Annotated in this window: 15 protein-coding genes; 9 read left to right on the top strand and 6 right to left on the bottom strand. The window is 59.0% G+C overall.

All coding sequences use genetic code 11. The features are described from left to right. Entirely contained in the window at nt 1-1,575 is a 1,575-nt protein-coding gene (locus AC0QKW_RS08965) for a lysostaphin resistance A-like protein (RefSeq protein WP_473150720.1), read from the top strand. A 168-nt stretch (nt 1,576-1,743) separates the two neighbouring features. Then, entirely contained in the window at nt 1,744-2,262 is a 519-nt protein-coding gene (locus AC0QKW_RS08960) for an alpha/beta hydrolase (RefSeq protein ID WP_473150719.1), read from the top strand. Nucleotides 2,263-2,390: 128 nt separating this feature from the next. On the opposite strand, the gene AC0QKW_RS08955 is transcribed toward AC0QKW_RS08960, so the two are convergent. Beyond that, nucleotides 2,391-2,552 carry a hypothetical protein gene (locus AC0QKW_RS08955; RefSeq protein WP_473150718.1) on the bottom strand — a complete coding sequence of 54 codons (162 nt, stop codon included), beginning with the start codon at nt 2,550-2,552 and terminating at the stop codon, nt 2,391-2,393. 277 nt (nt 2,553-2,829) lie between these two features. Between AC0QKW_RS08955 and gap the strand changes: the two genes are divergently transcribed. Then, nucleotides 2,830-3,882 carry a type I glyceraldehyde-3-phosphate dehydrogenase gene (gene gap, locus AC0QKW_RS08950; RefSeq protein ID WP_473150717.1) on the top strand — a complete coding sequence of 351 codons (1,053 nt, stop codon included), beginning with the start codon at nt 2,830-2,832 and terminating at the stop codon, nt 3,880-3,882. Nucleotides 3,883-3,914: 32 nt separating this feature from the next. Here gap and tsaB read toward each other — a convergent pair whose 3' ends face one another. The 4 genes from tsaB to AC0QKW_RS08930 form a co-directional block, all read right to left on the bottom strand. Further along, nucleotides 3,915-4,553, bottom strand: coding sequence for a tRNA (adenosine(37)-N6)-threonylcarbamoyltransferase complex dimerization subunit type 1 TsaB (tsaB, locus tag AC0QKW_RS08945; RefSeq protein ID WP_473150716.1), 639 nt, complete (start codon nt 4,551-4,553; stop codon nt 3,915-3,917). Further along, complete coding sequence (locus AC0QKW_RS08940; protein ID WP_473150715.1) at nt 4,547-6,619, bottom strand: prolyl oligopeptidase family serine peptidase; 2,073 nt, start codon at nt 6,617-6,619, stop codon at nt 4,547-4,549. The genes tsaB and AC0QKW_RS08940 overlap by 7 nt, the downstream gene beginning before the upstream one ends. A 92-nt stretch (nt 6,620-6,711) precedes the next feature. Continuing rightward, on the bottom strand, nt 6,712-8,088 hold the full coding sequence (locus AC0QKW_RS08935) for an MATE family efflux transporter (protein WP_473150714.1): 1,377 nt from the start codon (nt 8,086-8,088) through the stop codon (nt 6,712-6,714). 504 nt (nt 8,089-8,592) lie between these two features. After that, complete coding sequence (locus tag AC0QKW_RS08930; RefSeq protein WP_473150713.1) at nt 8,593-9,342, bottom strand: SDR family oxidoreductase; 750 nt, start codon at nt 9,340-9,342, stop codon at nt 8,593-8,595. Nucleotides 9,343-9,429: 87 nt separating this feature from the next. Between AC0QKW_RS08930 and AC0QKW_RS08925 the strand changes: the two genes are divergently transcribed. After that, a complete protein-coding gene (locus tag AC0QKW_RS08925) occupies nt 9,430-10,356 on the top strand; it encodes a LysR family transcriptional regulator (protein ID WP_473150712.1) in 927 nt (308 codons plus the stop codon). Between the two features lie 25 nt (nt 10,357-10,381). On the opposite strand, the gene AC0QKW_RS08920 is transcribed toward AC0QKW_RS08925, so the two are convergent. Next, nucleotides 10,382-11,461, bottom strand: a complete 1,080-nt coding sequence (locus tag AC0QKW_RS08920) for a GUN4 domain-containing protein (RefSeq protein WP_473150711.1) — start codon at nt 11,459-11,461, stop codon at nt 10,382-10,384. Nucleotides 11,462-11,686: 225 nt separating this feature from the next. Between AC0QKW_RS08920 and AC0QKW_RS08915 the strand changes: the two genes are divergently transcribed. The 5 genes from AC0QKW_RS08915 to AC0QKW_RS08895 all read left to right on the top strand — a co-directional run. Further along, nucleotides 11,687-12,313, top strand: coding sequence for a hypothetical protein (locus AC0QKW_RS08915; RefSeq protein ID WP_473150710.1), 627 nt, complete (start codon nt 11,687-11,689; stop codon nt 12,311-12,313). 93 nt (nt 12,314-12,406) lie between these two features. Next, entirely contained in the window at nt 12,407-15,331 is a 2,925-nt protein-coding gene (gene polA, locus AC0QKW_RS08910; RefSeq protein WP_473150768.1) for a DNA polymerase I, read from the top strand. Between the two features lie 17 nt (nt 15,332-15,348). Next, nucleotides 15,349-15,534: a hypothetical protein gene (locus AC0QKW_RS08905; RefSeq protein WP_473150709.1), complete on the top strand. Its 186-nt coding sequence runs from the start codon at nt 15,349-15,351 to the stop codon at nt 15,532-15,534. Nucleotides 15,535-15,536: 2 nt separating this feature from the next. Beyond that, nucleotides 15,537-15,800, top strand: a complete 264-nt coding sequence (locus tag AC0QKW_RS08900; protein WP_473150708.1) for a hypothetical protein — start codon at nt 15,537-15,539, stop codon at nt 15,798-15,800. A gap of 44 nt (nt 15,801-15,844) precedes the next feature. Then, the coding region (locus AC0QKW_RS08895) for a type IIL restriction-modification enzyme MmeI (protein ID WP_473150707.1) at nt 15,845-16,518 on the top strand (674 nt) is incomplete at its 3' end.

Below are 16,518 nucleotides of genomic sequence, written 5' to 3'. Positions count from 1 at the left end.
ATGACCTCTGAACCCGCCTCGACCCAGCCCTGGCTCTCGCTCAAGCGTCTGTTTTTGATCGTTGTGACGGCCCTGGTGGGTCTGGTGCTGGTGCAATCGCTGCTGAGCAGCTGGAATGAGCCCCAGGTAGCCAGTCAGCTCCAGCTCTACCAGACCGATCTGCTGCTTGAGGGCAGCGCCTGGAAGGGCGAAGGTCTACCCCCCGAGCAGTGGCCGACTCTGCGCGAGGGGCTGCTGGGTAAAGAGCCAGTGGCCACGGCCCAAAAGCAGTACGAAGAGGTGCGTAAGACAGCCCTAGAGAGCATTGCCCGCTACCAACCCGAGGCCTCGGTGTCTCTGGCCGACGAGGCCAACGCCGCTAAGCCCCTGGCCCGGCGGGTGCAAAACGCTCTCACCCAGCAAGAGCAGCTGATTCACAAGCTCGATTTGCGGCTGGGGCTGATGGAGGCCTACCAGGGGCAGCCCGAGGCGGCGATCGCCCGCTGGACCCAGGTGAGCACCAGCGACACGGCCCTAGCCCCCGACCTGCGCACCGCCGATACGCTGATCCGCCTGTGGCAAGAGGCCCCCCTCACTCAGGCCGATACCGACTGGCTGCGAGACGCCCTCGACGGCTGGTTTGAGTATCGCGCCCTAGAGCAGGTCTATCTGCGCCAGGGCCGTGGGAGCGATTCGCAGGGCGATCCCTACGGGAATCGCGCCCAGCTCCAGGCCCTAGAGCAGTCGACGGCCCAAGCGAAGCTGGTCAAGCTGTCTCTGGTGGGGGCTCTGCCCGCCCTGGGTACCGTTGTCGGGGTCGGGCTAATCATCTGGCTGGTGGCCCAGCGGGTGCTGCGGGGTAGCCAGTCGCTGCTGCGTCAAAACGCCGATCGCGGGTGGGAGATTCCCTGGTCGGGCGAGACAATCTGGCAGGTGCTGATTTTGGGCTTTTTCTTTGTGGGGCAAATTTTGCTGCCCCTGGTGCTGGGAGGGTTGGGGGTGAATGGGGCCGCCCTCGGCAGCCGGGGGAAGGCGATTTTTTCGCTGGTTTACTACGGGCTGATGGCGGCAGGCTCTCTGGGGGTGCTGTGGTGGTCGATTCGCCCCTATCGGCCAGTGCCCAAGGATATGTTTCAGATTGCGCCCTCGCGGTCGGCTGTGCTGTGGGGGCTGGGGGGCTACTTTGTGGCCCTGCCGATGATGTTTGGGGTGGCGCTGATCAATCAGCAGATCTGGCAGGGCCAGGGGGGCAGCAACCCCCTGCTGCAAACGGTGCTCGAAGAGCAGGATGGCGTGGCGCTGCTGGTGTTTTTTGTCACCGCTGCCCTGGCCGCCCCCATCTTTGAAGAAGTGCTCTTTCGGGGGTTTTTGCTGCCGTCTTTGACCCGGTATATGTCGGTGGGCTGGGCGATCGCCCTCAGCGCCTTTATTTTTGCCGCCGCTCACCTGAGTCTGTCAGAGGTGCTGCCCCTGACGCTGCTGGGGGCGGCGCTGGGGTTTGTGTATACGCGATCGCGCAACCTGCTGGCCCCCATGCTGCTCCACAGCGCCTGGAACAGCGCCACTATGCTGGGGCTGCTGATTTTGGGTAGTTAGCCCAGGGGTGGAGGGCGGGCGCTAGGGCGATCGCTATACTGGCCCTAGACACTGATATGAGCGGCATTGGGCAGCAGATCTGTACTGGGACAACATGGCTGGGGCAACATTTTTGTCTGCGCCCCGTCCTCTCATGAGTCGGGTCTATCAGTCAGCTAGGTAGAGGGTATGAAAAAGCGAACTTTAGCAGCGGTTTTGGTGGCCCTAGGGCTGAGCATCTTCGCTTCAACGCCTGCCCTAGCCGCCGACTGGGTGCGGCTCAACTATCGAGGCTTTAGCCGCCGCGTGCCGGTGGCGCTCTTGGCCGCGCTGGCCGAAACCGGCGCAGCGTCAGGGGTGCTCGGGGGGTTGCTCAACCAAGCGGGGCAAAACCCAGACGAGCTGCGATCGCTGCTCACCCGCCCCCTCCCTGCTGACCCTGTGCTGCTCGATCGATCGCTCAACAGTCGCCCTGGCGAGTGGGTGCTCGACTACCTAGGCGAATCCATTCACACCGGCAGTGGCGCCGCCGACCGGCAGGCGCTGCGATCGGCCCTGGTGCTCTCCGCCAGCGACGACAAGCAGGTCACGCTGCTAGAGGTGTTGCAAAACTACCCCACCGAAGAAGTGGTGCTAGAGGGCGACAACATTCAAGTCGCCTACAACCGCCTCGCCGACTTCCTGCGCCCGCTGGCTATATTTCTCTAGCCTGCATCGCCGGTTTGATGAGTATCTCAACGGAGCACTGACGCTGTATCTCCCCGCGACCGACCCCACGGGCAGAGTTCGTGTTTGCAAACAGGACTTCTTTAGGTGAGATCGGCTCAGCGGCTGAACTAGCTGCCCAGCACCGACATCGCCACCATGCCCGCCACAATCGCCACCACTAGCAGAGTCAGCGGCTCTAGGGTGAGCTCTGACTCTTGGCTCTTGCCCGTAGCGTAGAAAAAGGCAAAGAAAACCAAGAGTATTACAACTAGATCAAAGCCGGTAAACACAGCGTGCCCTCCTAGATCAGAGATTCAGGTAAAAACCAGGCAGTAGCACCACTTACAGTCTAGTGCTCTAGCCTCAAAACACGAACTCTGAAATAAAAGCGTAGATCTCTCTGCCGTAGAAAAAATACCTTTAGCATGCCTTCTGTAGGCATGGGCATCAGCGATCGTTTGTCAAGAAGCCATGGGTTTTTAACGTGATGTTCACGTCTACACCCGCTCCCAGGGCGGGAAGGGGCTGACTCACCGAACGGTAAACCTCCGCAAAGGAATTCTCACCATGACCACTCTCAAAGTTGGTATCAACGGCTTTGGCCGCATTGGTCGCCTAGTACTGCGCGGCGGCATCAAAAACCCCAACCTTGAATTTGTCGGCATCAACGACCTAGTGCCCGCCGAAAATCTGGCCTACCTGCTCAAATACGACTCTACCCACGGTCGATTTGATGGCACTGTGGAAGCAGTGGACGACGGCATCATCGTCAACGGCAAAAAGATTCCCACTATGGCGGTGCGCAACCCCACAGAGCTGCCCTGGGGCGACCTTGGGGCCGACTATGTGGTGGAGTCTACGGGTCTTTTTACCACCTTTGACACCGCCCACCAGCACGTTGCCGCTGGGGCCAAGCGGGTCATTCTCTCTGCCCCGACCAAAGACCCCGATCGCGTCCACACCATGGTGGTCGGCGTCAACCACGACACCTTTGACCCGGCCAACGACATCATTGTCTCCAACGCCAGCTGCACCACCAACTGTTTGGCCCCTGTCACCAAGGTCATTCACGATACCTTTGGCCTGGCCGAGGGGTTGATGACCACGGTGCATTCTGTCACGGCCACCCAGCCCACCGTCGACGGCCCCTCCAAAAAAGACTTCCGTGGTGGTCGCGGCGCGGGTCAAAACATCATTCCCTCCTCCACCGGGGCGGCTAAGGCGGTGACCCTGGTGCTGCCTGACCTCAAGGGCAAGCTCACCGGCATGGCCTTTCGGGTGCCCACCCCCAACGTGTCGGTGGTTGACCTGACGTTTAGAACCGAGCAGGCCACCAGCTACGAGGCCATCTGCGCTGCGGTCAAAGCCGCTGCCTCTGGCCCGATGAAAGGCATTTTGGGCTATACCGAAGATGCCGTGGTCTCTAGCGACTTCATCACCGACCCGCGATCTAGCATCTTCGATGCTGGGGCGGGCATGGGCCTAAATGAGACCTTTTTTAAGGTGGTCACCTGGTACGACAACGAGTGGGGCTACTCGATGCGCGTGGTTGACCTCATGCTCCACATGGCCCAGACCGAAGGCATTCTCAGCGGCATCAAAATTCCGGCTTCAGTATAAAGGGGGCCATTGGTTAATCGGTAGCAGCCTCTCTACCGGTCAACCGGGTGCTGACCGTAGTAGGGCACCACCGTCGACCATGGGGGGCGATCGCCCGCCTGCCAGCGCTGACTGGCCAGCTCAAGCACTTGCGCTACCGTTGTCGCTAGGTCATCTCCTGCTCTGGCGCGATCGAGCGGGTGAGGGTGTGCGGCCAAGATGGCCTCCCAGTCGGCGGGGGTATGCACCTGGTCGGGCCGCACCACCGCCAGGCCCCCAGCGATGGGTCTATAGATGGCGGTATAGAGTTGACCTCGCTGGGCCTGCATCTCTACGGCAATATCGTGAGCGCGATCGCCCGATAGATCACCCTTAGGGCGATCGGCAATGCTCTGCTGGGCCACCGCCGCCAGACTCGACACCCCAAACAGAGGAATCTCAAGCTGCTGCGCCAGGGTGCGGGCCGTCACCACCCCAATGCGGGTGCCGGTGAAGCCCCCCGGCCCCTGGGCCACCGCCAAAAACGACAAATCTTGCCAGCGATCGGGAGCGATAAACTCGATCAAAAGGCCGTGCAGATGGGTCGATAGTTCGCGATTTAGGGGCCAGGTTTGGTGCCGGGTCTCACCGTCAAGGTCGCCCAGGGCCAGCCCCAGGTCGGGGCCACAGGTGTGAATCGCTAGGCCTAGCATAGACTCGAACCCAAATCTACGCCCAAATTTGCCGCCAAAAACGACCACTTATCGGCCACCTCTTCGATCACCTTGGCCGTGGGTTTGCCCGCGCCGTGGCCCGCCTTCGTCTCAATGCGAATGAGCACCGGAGCGTCGCCCCCGTGGGCGGCTTGCAGCGCTGCCGCAAACTTAAAGCTGTGGGCCGGTACGACGCGATCGTCGTGGTCGGCTGTGGTGATCAGCGTCGCTGGGTAGGCCGTCCCCGGTTTCAGGTTGTGCAGGGGCGAATAGCCGTAGAGCACCTTAAACTCGTCCTCGTTTTGGGGCGAGCCGTAGTCTGACTCCCAGGCCCAGCCAATGGTGAACTGGTTGAACCGCAGCATGTCCATCACCCCCACGGCGGGCAGCGCCGCCGCAAACAGATCGGGGCGCTGGGTCATGCAGGCCCCCACCAGCAGACCGCCGTTGCTGCCCCCGGCGATCGCCAGCTTCTCCGCCGAGGTATAGCCCGCGGCGATCAACCACTCTGCCGCCGCAATAAAGTCGTCGAATACATTCTGCTTGTTGAGCTTGGTACCGGCCAGGTGCCACTCTTCGCCGTACTCGCCGCCGCCGCGCAGGTTGGGCACTGCATAGACCCCGCCCATCTCCATCCACACCAGGTTGCTGACCGAAAACGACGGCGTCAGCGAAATGCTAAAGCCCCCGTAGCCGTAGAGCAGGGTCGGATTCTGCCCATTCAGCTCCAGCCCAGTTTTGTGGGTGATGAACATGGGAATGCGCGTGCCGTCTTTGCTGGCGTAGAACACCTGGGTGGTGGTGTAGGCGCTGGGGTCAAAGTCAACCTGGGGCTGGCGGTAGAGGGTGCTCTCGCCGGTTGTCATGTCGTAGCGGTAGATGGCGGGGGGCACCGTAAAGCTGGTGAAGCTGTAGAAGGTTTCGGTGTCGTGGCGCTTGCCGTCAAAGCCTCCGGCAGAGCCGATGCCGGGCAGCTCTACCACTCGCACCAGCTCCCCGGTGAGCGAGTAGATGCGGATAGCGGTGTAGGCATCTTTGAGGTAGTCGGCGACAAACTGATTGTTCAACAGGCCCACGCTCTCTAGGGTGTCGTCACCTTCGGGGATGATCTCTTGCCAATGGTCGCGCTGGGGCTGGGTAATATCGATCGAGATCAGCCGCCCCTTGGGGGCCTCTAGATCCGTCCGCAGCCAAAAGACTGTGCCGTCGTTATCGATCACGCTGTAGCTGGCCTCAAACTCTGAAATCAGCTCTACCACCGAGCTGTCTGGGTCGCTCAGGTCTTTGTAAAACACCAGATTGTTGGGGTCGCTGCCCTTCCACACTGAGATAATCAGATATCGCCCGTCTTCGGTGACGCCGCCGTCAAAGCCCCACTCCTTTTCGTCGGGGCGTTCGTAGATGAGCAGGTCGTCGCTCTGGGGGGTGCCCAGGCGGTGGTAGTAGAGCTTTTGGTAATAGTTGACCGCCTCTAGCTTGGTAGTCTCGTCGGGTTCGTCGTAGCGGCTGTAAAAAAAACCCTGGTGGTCGTGGCTCCAGGATGCGCCGGAAAACTTCACCCACTTCAGCCGGTCGTTGGTATCTTCTCCGGTCTCGATATTGCGCACGTGCCACTCGACCCAGTCGGAGCCGCCCGACGACAGGCCGTAGGCCAGGTAGGCCCCGTTCTCACTCACCGCCATACCGCTGAGGGAAACGGTGCCATCTGCCGACAGGATGTTGGGGTCGAGCAAGACTCGCGGCTCGGCCTCTAGGCTGGGCAGGGTATAGAGCACGCTCTGGTTTTGCAGGCCGTCGTTTTTGAAGTAAAAGTAGCGCCCGCCCTGTTTGAAGGGGGTGCTATAGCGCTCGTAGTTCCAGATCTGGGTGAGGCGATCGTTGATTGCCCCTCGCTTCGCCAGCGTTTGTAGATAGCCATCGGTGACCGTATTCTGCGCCGCAATCCAATCCTGGCTGGCGGGCGATTGGGGGTCTTCGAGCCAGCGGTAGGGGTCTGGTACCGCCACGCCGTGGTAGGTATCGATCTGGTCGTGCTGGGGGCTGGGGGGGTAAGTAAGCGAGGGCATGGAAGGGGGCAGCCAGAATAGGTGGTAGGCGGATGGCTTCTATTCTAAAACGGCACCGCACACCGCTTGAGTCCATCCCCGCAAGCTAGGCCTTAGGGCGGGCTGGGGAGCCGCGATCGCGTCAGTCGGTGAAATCGCAGAATAAAGATCAGCCCGGCGGTGGCCACCCCGGTAGACTGGCCAATCCACAGGCCCACCCCCCCCAGCCCCAGGGAAAACCCCAGCAGATAGCCCAGGGTGACGCCCACGCCCCAAAAGGTGAGGGCACTGAGAATCATCGGTAGGCGGGTGTCTTGTAGGCCGTAGAGGGCACCGGAGGCCACCCGCTGTACGCCATCGCTCACCTGCACCAGGGCAGCGACCAGCAGCATGGGCAGGGCCAGGGCCACCACCGGGGCGTTGGCCGGATTGTCTAAATCTAGATAGAGGCCAATCACCTGATGGCGGAAAATAAGCAGGCTCAGGGTAGCCATGGCCATGAAACAGGCGGCGATCGCCATCGCCACATACCCCGCCCGCCGCGCCGCCGCCATATCCTGCTGCCCCAGGGCATGGCCCACCCGTGCCGTAGCCGCAAACGACATGCCCAACGGCACCATAAACACCAGGTAAATGGTTTGGTACACCGTCTGGTGAGCCGCCAGCATGTCGGGGCCGAGCACCCCCATCAGCAGAGTCACCGCCGCAAACAGGCTAAACTCCAGGGCGATGGTGATCGCCAGCTCGCCTCCCATCACCACCATGCGCCAGATTAACTGGGGCTGCACCCGGTACCAGCCGCGCCAAAACCGATACTGCCCTAGCTGAGGGTGCCGCAAAACATACAGCAAAAATAGGCCAAACATCAGCCAGTAGCTCAGCCCGCTGGCAATGCCCAGCCCCCCCAGCCCCAGGGCTGGAAAGCCCCAGTTGCCAAAGCCCAGAGCATAGTTGCCCGCCACGTTAAATGCCGTGCCGATCAGCACAATGATGATCACGATCTGGGCCTGGGCCAGCGATGAGGCGTAGCCCCGCAGCATGGCAAAGCCCAGGGCCGGGAAGGCACCCCACAAAATCCACTGAAAGTAGGGGGCGGTGAGTTCAGTAATTGCCACCGGCTGCCCCAGGAGCCGCAACACTCCATCGAGCTGGCTGAGCAGCGCCATCATGGGCAGGCTGAGGGCGAGGGCCAGCCAGAAGCCTTGACGGGCGATCGCCGCGATCTGCCCCTTGTCTCCCGCGCCAAAGGCCTGGGCCACCAGCGGCCCTACCGTCATCACGCCACCCCCCACCACCGCCAGCAGAAACTGAAAGCACAGTGCTGCTAGCCCCCCTGCCGCCAGCGTTTCGGCCCCCAGTCGCCCCATCATCAGGGTGTCAATGAAGCCGACGGCGGCCTGGGCCACCTGGGCTCCGGCTAGGGGCAGAGCTAGGGCTAAAAAGGCTCGTACCTCTGGGCCAATCTGGGCTTGGGCGATCGCTTTACGCACAGTCCGCAGGTTGGAAGAGGGGGAAAGTCATTGAGTCGGAGCTAATTAATCGGGGCGAACGGTTGCATAGGTGGACAGCCGATGACCGTGACAGGGGCTGAGCTGTTGCCAAGGGTCTATGCTGCCTCGAAATTATAGACCAGATAGCTTTACGAGGGCGAGCGACTCCCTCGTTCCGATGGTTTGGGGTAGGAACGCTACCCCAGCGCTCCTACGCCAGACGACCCAGCAGCATTTAGGGAGGCGTTTCTACCCCAGAAGGGTTGACGATGTAAAGGCGGTCAAGTCGAAGAGTTTCTAGACGGATAGGCCACCTCAATTTAGCGATTGCGGGCTAACGTGCCGACTGAGCAAGGGCCAACTATCCTGACCTTTTCAGCAGATACTTTTGGCCAGTCGTCACCATCTGAGCTATTGTGCGGCGATCGCCAAGTTTTGTGTTTTAGCTGGGGTCGTTAATCCTGTTTTCTTGCTGGCGTTGGCTGGTCGTTTTGATGGGGCAAATTACCAGGATAGGGCCACTGGCCCCCCAAACTTTCGCATTTCTGCAAAAAACTTGCCCTGGGCACCACCCTCTGGCAGCGTTGCCAGAAAGACGGCGGTTTCAGCCCCCTCATCGGCTGTAAATGGTGCACTAGAGCCACCCATGTCGGTTTGCAGCCAGCCCGGAGAGTAGGCATTGATCAAAATATTGGTGCCCTGGAGTTCCTTGGCCCAGAGTGCCGTTAGTCCATTTAGCCCCACTTTAGATAAGCGATAGGACGGAGCCAGCGGATAGTAATCGCTGCCCATAGCGGTGAGGGAAGCCATCTCCGTAGATACGTTGACAATGCGCCCGTAGTTTTGTGCTTTCATCAAGGGCATTAGCGCCTGGGTGATGCGAGCTACGGCTAAAACATTGGTGGTCAACGTTGTCAGCATCGTTTCTATTTGAGCCGTGAGCAGGCTAGCTTCTTCGGGCTGCATGGTGGGGTTGACACCCGCATTGTTGACCAAAATATCGACCCTGCCATAGGTCTGCTGCACCCAGGTTGTAAACCGCTGCACGCTGGCGTCGCTGGTAACATCTAAAGGATGAAAATCCACTTGAATATTGTCTGCGGATAGCCGCTGTTGCGCTGCTAGACCATCGCGTTCTTGACGGCTGGTCAGCACAACCCGAATAGTTTCCTGCTGGGCGAGCTGGCGAGCGATCGCATACCCTAGCCCCTTGTGGCTACCTGTAATCACGGCAATTTTTTGCGTCATGCTCATCAAGTTTTCCTGAATAAACTGGCTGCACTGCTACAGTAACGATCGCTAAAATATTAGACAAGTCAATATTTCAGATACTTGGCATCAATGCGATCGATAAATCTGGCGGCGATCGACTTAAATTTGCTGGTTGCCTTTGAAGCTCTTTTAGAGCAGCGCAGTGTGACAAAGGCTGCCGAGCAGCTGCAAATTGGCCAGCCTGCCATGAGCGCCGCCCTCAGTCGTTTGCGGAGTTTGTTTGACGATGAATTGTTTGTGCGCTTAGGGCGACAGATGCAGCCGACGCTCAAAGCCCAGGCGATCGCCCCAGACATTCTGGCCGCACTGCAACAGATTCGCCAAGCCGTCAATAGCAGCCAAACCTTTGACCCATCGGCTAGCGATCGCACGTTTACGGTGGGCAGTTCAGACTACACCAGCTTTGTTTTGATGCCGCCGCTGCTAGCGTTTAGCCTTCAAAAAGCGCCATCCATCAACCTCCGGCTAATTGGATTTGAGAAGGACAGCGTTGGAGATTTATTAGAACAAGCAGAAATCGATTTGGCCTTGGGTGTTTTTCCCAATCCACCCCGACAAACCCAGTGGGAACCCATTTTTGAAGAACGATTTGTGGGCATTGTCCGCCGAGGTCATCCGGCTGTCCGGCAGGGAACCATGGATTTAGAAACCTTTGCTCAACTTCCCCACGCGCTCACCACCCTGCGTCGAGACACCACGGGTGCCATTGATAAGGCGCTGAATGAGCAAAACTTAAAGCGCCGAGTTGCCTTCACAACGCCGCACATGATGGTTTTACCATTCGCGATCGCATCCAGTGATCTAGTTGCGGCGCTTCCCCGACGCATTGCGCTGCGGTTGGCAACGGTCTGCGATCTAACCATCTTTGAGCTGCCAGTCCAAACCAAACCGTGGATGGTCTCTATGCTGTGGAGCACGCTGAGCGATCAAGATGCCGCTAATCGCTGGTTACGCCGCACAATCAAAGCAATTTCTCAGCAGATCGAGACCAGCTAAGCCAAAACTGATCAACAGGGCGTTGCTACTCTGAAACCTCGGCAACCGGCAGGTCTAGATACAACGCCAGCCGTGCCATCAGTTGCGGAATGTATCGATAGAAGCGTTCGTTGCGCAGCTGCATGGCATCGACCGTACAGACTCCACAATGCACCCCCGCTGGTGGAACCGCGATCGCCTGCACCACGTCATCTGACACGCCAGCCCAGGGCAGATGCCCCGCCGGAGCCTGCAACGAGTAGGTCAGCTCCGCCTCGTTTAACCAGTCGCTGCTGATGAAGTCAACCTCAGGGCGAGGAGCCGCTAATTTCCAGCCGACGCGATCGCGAAAGGCATTGACCGCCGCGGCCCCATCGTTAGGATGATCGGCTAGCGCTTCTTGCCAAAGCCGCCGCTGCACGCTGAGGCCAAACCGCCCGTTGCTGGCCGTCAGCCACATCTGGTCAATGGTTTCTATCAGCTCTGGCCGCAGCAAGACGGGGTCAGCGGGTAGGGGATCAAAAGGTGGCAGTGAGGCTGACCCTGGGGCCAGCAGCAGCCGGGTGATGCGATCGGCAGCGGCCCAGTCCTGAGCCTGGAGGCGTTCTTCTAACAGCGTCAACTGCTCGTCGATCGCCGCATCGACGTCTGCATTCGCCGTCTGACAGGTGCCCGCCATGGAGCGCAGGTACTCACCGGGGGCCAGGTAGTGGATCGTCTGCATCTGCTGGGGCTCTCCGCTGGTGGGGCGCAAACTGATATAGAGACCATGCACCGAATCGGGTGTGCCATAGATGCGATCGGCGTTGTTGGGCTGAGCGCGAAAAGGCTCCTCAAAGGGCAGTTGAGCATAGTCAGCATCGGGAGCCAGTTGCCCATAGTCCTCTAAGGGAGCGGCATTGAGCAGGGTTTGCACCCGACCCGTTTGATCTTGCCACTGTACCGTTAGGGTCAAAGCTGTGCCCATCGGGTTTTGCCGATTGTCCGCCGCCGTATGCTCCGGCAGGCTGCCCGTCAGCAGGTAGGTTAAACTCCCCCGCTGGCCCAGCGAGGCCATTGTTTCGCAGGCGATGCGGGTGGGGTTGTCCTGGGCAAATGCGGGTGGTGCAGTGGCTATCAGCGCCATCGCTAGGACACCACCTAACGGCTTTAGAGTTGGCATTTTAAGCATGGGCGCAATATCAAAAAGAATAGGGGCTGTGGTCAGTATCAATGATTCCTTCAAAGCCACGGCTGTCCGTTACGCAAATGGATACGCGATCGCATTGATTGGCAGGGCGATCGTCCTGTTGGTGGAACGATACACTAGAGAAGATCGCGCTTAGAACTTCATCCCTAAACGGTCTGAGATATGCCCAGAGCTGCCATCATCCAGCCCGAACAGTCATACACCTTTGCCGACTATTTCAAGCTCAACTTTGCGCCGCAGGATATTTTGGCCTACTTTGGCGTGTCGCTTCAGCGCCAGGCTTTGCATCTGCCCCGCTACCCAGGCCCACTCAATCGCCTCAACGATCTCAAAACCCGCATCGAAGAAAGTCTGCCCCGCCTCAGCCTCACCAGCGAAATGGCCCGGCGAGAATTTCTCATCGCTCCAGTGCTAACCGATGTGCTGCACTACACCCAGGCCACCCTCAATGTGGAATATCCCGTGGCGGTGAGCAATCAGCTCAAGGGATCGCTCGATTACCTGCTGCAATGTGACACGGCCTTAGGCACTGCTTTCTTAGTAATCGAGGCCAAAAATGAGGATTTGGAGCGGGGCTTTGTACAACTGGCGATCGAGCTGATTGCCTTAGATCAATGGATTGAGTCAGACCAGCCGGTTTTGCAGGGAGCCATTTCGACAGGGAATATCTGGCAGTTTGGGCAGTTCGATCGCCAGTCGCGCCAGGTCACCCAAGACCTCAATCTCTACCGAGTACCCGCCGATCTAGAAGACCTACTCCGCATCCTGGTTACGGCTCTGGGAGGTTAAGACTAGCCCCGCCCCTTACAATAGGAACTCATTCCCCGACGATGAGAATCCGCTGTGGCAGCACCCTCTCCCAAGGCCGATAAGCCCACCCTGATGCTGGTGGATGGCCATTCCCTGGCCTTTCGCTCCTACTATGCCTTTGCCAAGAATGCCGACGGCGGTTTGCGCACTTCCACCGGCATTCCTACCAGCGTGTGCTACGGCTTTCTCAAGTCGCTGCTCGACATGATGGAGGTCGAAAAGCCCCAGTACGCCGCCGTCGCCTTTGACCTGGCCCAGCCTACCTTTCGCCACGAGGCCGATGCAACTTATAAGGATGGCCGCCCAGAAGCGCCGGAGGGGTTTATCGAGGATGTCGAAAATCTCAACGAGCTGCTCACCGACTTTGGGCTGAATATCTACGTGGCTCCCGGCTTTGAAGCCGATGACGTGATCGGCACCCTAGCCACCAAAGCGCTGGCTGAAGGATTCTGCGTCAAAATTCTCAGCGGCGACCAAGATCTGTTTCAGCTGATCGACCCCGACGAGTGCATTACGGTGCTGCACCTGGGCAACGCCTTTGCCAAAGGCGCGAAAAACGGCCTGGCTCAGGAATTCAAAATTGAAGAGGTTAAGGCCAAGCTTGATATTTACCCCCACCAGGTGGTGGATTACAAAGCCCTGTGCGGCGACTCGTCCGACAACATTCCTGGTGTCAAGGGCATTGGAGCGAAGACGGCGGCCAAGCTGCTGGCGGAGTATGGCAATCTCGACGCCATCTATGCCGACATCGACAATATCAAGGGCGCGACCCAGAAAAAGCTGATCGAGGGCAAAGAGTCGGCCTACCACTCGCGCTATATGGCCAAGATTATTACCGATATTCCCGATGGGGAGTTAGCCATCGACCTGGCCACCTGCAAGCTCGATGGGTTTGACCCCGATGTGGTGATTCCGGCGCTCAAAAAGCTGGAGTTCCAAAACTTTGTCAACCGTCTGGGCAAGCTGCAAACGGCCTTTGGCGGCGCGGCGGCGGCAGAAACGGCGGCGAAGGCCAGCCAGGCGCTGAGTGGGGGCAGCGACCCAAAACCTGCTGAGTCTAGCCGCTTTGGGGACTCTGGCGGCGCAGATGTGGCGTTCTTTACAGCGGAAGAAACCGACAGTGCCCAGGGGGTAGATGAGGTGGCGATCGCACCCCAGATCATCACCACCGAGGCCCAACTCTACGAACTGCTCGACATTCTCTCGGAGCAAAAGAACTCCGCCGCTCCCGTCGCTTGGGACACTGAGACCACATCGCTGGAGCCGAGGGATGCCACCCTGGTGGGCATCGGCTGCTGCTGGGGCATAGGCCGAGACCAGATGGCCTACATTCCGGTGGGCCACAGCGAGGGAGAAATGTTGCCGTTAGCAACGGTGCTAGAGGCGCTGCGCCCCGTGCTTGAAAGCGACGAATTTCCCAAGGCGCTGCAAAATGCCAAGTACGATCGCCTGGTCTTTCGCCACCAGGGCATTCATCTGGCGGGGGTGGTGTTTGACACCATGCTGGCCAGCTATGTGCTCAACCCCGAGGCCACCCACAACCTCACCGACCTCAGCCTGCGCTATCTCAATATGGTCGCCCAGAGCTACGAAGACCTGGTGCCCAAGGGCAAGACCATCGCCGATGTGGCGATCGCCGCTGCTGCCCTCTACTGCGGGGCCGATGTGCACACCACCTACCTGCTGGTGCCCAAGCTTCAGGCTGAGTTAGATGAGGTTCCAGACCTTAAAACACTGTTTGCCGATGTTGAAATTCCCCTAGAGCCGGTGCTGGCCGAGATGGAGAGCACCGGCATTCGGGTGGATGCTGAGTACCTGGCCACCTTCTCAAAGCAGCTCGAAACCGACCTGGCCCGCCTGGAAAAATCTGCCTACGAAGCCGCTGGAGAAACCTTTAATATGGGTTCTCCCAAGCAGCTGAGCACGCTGTTTTTTGAGAAGCTGGGTCTCGACAAGCGCAAGTCGCGCAAAAACAAGTCGGGCGGTTATTCTACCGATGCGTCAACGCTCGAAAAACTCCAGGGTGACCACGCCGTGGTGGATCTGGTAGTCGAGCACCGCACCCTCTCGAAGCTGAAATCGACCTATGTCGATGCCCTGCCGACGCTGATTCGCCCCGACACCCACCGAGTGCATACCGACTTTAACCAGGCGGTGACGGCCACCGGGCGGCTGTCGTCGTCAAACCCAAACCTGCAAAATATCCCCATTCGCACGGCCTTTAGCCGCAAGATTCGGGCGGCGTTTTTGCCCGAGTCGGGCTGGCGACTGGTGGCGGCAGATTATTCGCAGATCGAGCTACGCATTCTCGCCCACCTCAGCGGTGAGCCGGTGCTAGTCGAGGCCTACAGCTCTGGCGACGATGTTCATGCCCTCACCGCCCGACTGCTGTTTGAGAAGGACGACATCACCCCCGACGAACGTCGGGCGGGCAAGGTGATCAACTTTGGCATTATCTACGGCATGGGGGCGGTGCGCTTTGCCCGCGAGGCCGGGGTTAGCCGTGCCGATGCCAAGACTTTCATCGATCGCTACTACGATCGCTACCCCAAAGTCTTTGAATATCTGCAACAGATGCAGCGAGAGGCGATCGCCCACGGCTATGTGCAGACCATCTGCGGGCGGCGGCGATATTTTAACTTTACCGATGGCAAACTGCGATCGCTCAAAGGCAGCGACCCCGCCACCATTGACCTCGACAGTCTGCGCACCAACGGCTACGACGCGGGTATGCTGCGGGCCGCCGCCAATGCCCCGATCCAGGGCAGCAGCGCCGACATTATCAAAATCGCCATGATTCGCCTGCACGAACTGCTGAAAGACTACCAGGCCAACCTGCTGCTGCAAGTGCACGACGAACTGGTGTTTGAGGTGCCCCCCGCCGAGTGGGCCGAGCTAGAGCCTAAGATTCTGGCCACCATGGAATCTGCTGTAGCTCTGAAGGTGCCCCTCAAGGTCGAAGCCCACGCTGGCCCCAACTGGATGGAAGCGAAGTAGATACACCAGGCAGAACGATGGGGAAGCGCAACCATCGAAAAACAATTAGAACTTTAGAAATACGGATTCAGGAACATTTAGAGAAAATTGATCTAGAGCAACAAAAGGATTTTCCAGATCTGGGATTAATCCACCATTGGGAAAGAGAGATTAGAGCATTCGAGAAAGGGATTCGGCAAGCCAGGAAGCGACTAGGGAGATAGCTATGCAGTTAGGTACGCGCAATTTGGCAATCCAGGATACAACGCTCAGGGTCTTGGTGCGAGAGCTAGGTGATGAATGTGGCCGCGTGATAGAACTCATTCATCAGCTCCAACTGCCTGGATTAAAGGACAGTCAGAAAGCCGATATCTTGGCAGAATTAATAGCCTCAGCCATACATCTCAACAGCCATTGTGATGAGACGTTTCAAGGTTTGTTGTCAGATGAGCTTGAGCACCTTTCGGATGATGGAGACGCTAAGGTTTGAGAAAAGAATAAAGAGACTTCGCCCCTTCTGTTACCTCTGCCCCTATGCCCACCACCGCTGACGGTCTCCGCGCCTTTGTCACGTTTGTCACCGATCACCTCAAGGGCGACGAAAAGAGCGAGTCCCACACCTTTTTGGATCGGTTCTTTCAAGCGTTTGGCCATGCGGGGGCAATGGAGGCCGGGGCCACCTACGAAGAGCGCATCGCCAAGGGCAGTAAAAAGGGCAATACCGGCTACGCCGACCTGGTGTGGAAGCCCCGCGTGCTGATCGAGATGAAAAAGCGGGGGGCCGATCTCAGCAAGCACTATTCTCAAGCGTTTGACTATTGGCAGCGGGCGGTGCCGAACCGGCCTCGCTATGTGATGTTGTGCAATTTTGACCAGTTTTGGGTCTACGACTTTGACACGCAGATCGACACGCCCATCGACATGGTGACACTGGCGCAGCTGCCCGATCGCGTCGCCACCTTTGGTTTTATGGAGGTCACCGAGCGCAAGTCGGTGTTTGGCAACAACCAGGTGGAGGTGACCGAAAAGGCCGCCGGACGCATGGGTGAACTGTATGCGATGCTGCGCGATCGCCTGCTGCGGCAGGGGTTGCCGCCCTCACCCCCGGCCCCTCTCCCAGAGGGAGAGGGGAGATCGATCCAGTCCCCCTCTCCCCCAGGGAGAGGGGTTATGGGTGAGGGCTCCGGGGCCGGGGGTGAGGGTTCCGG

The sequence above is a fragment of the Pseudanabaena sp. PCC 9330 genome (assembly GCF_055795045.1).
The sequence above is the reverse complement of the archived record's forward strand: the minus strand, read 5'-3'. Positions and strand labels throughout refer to the sequence as shown.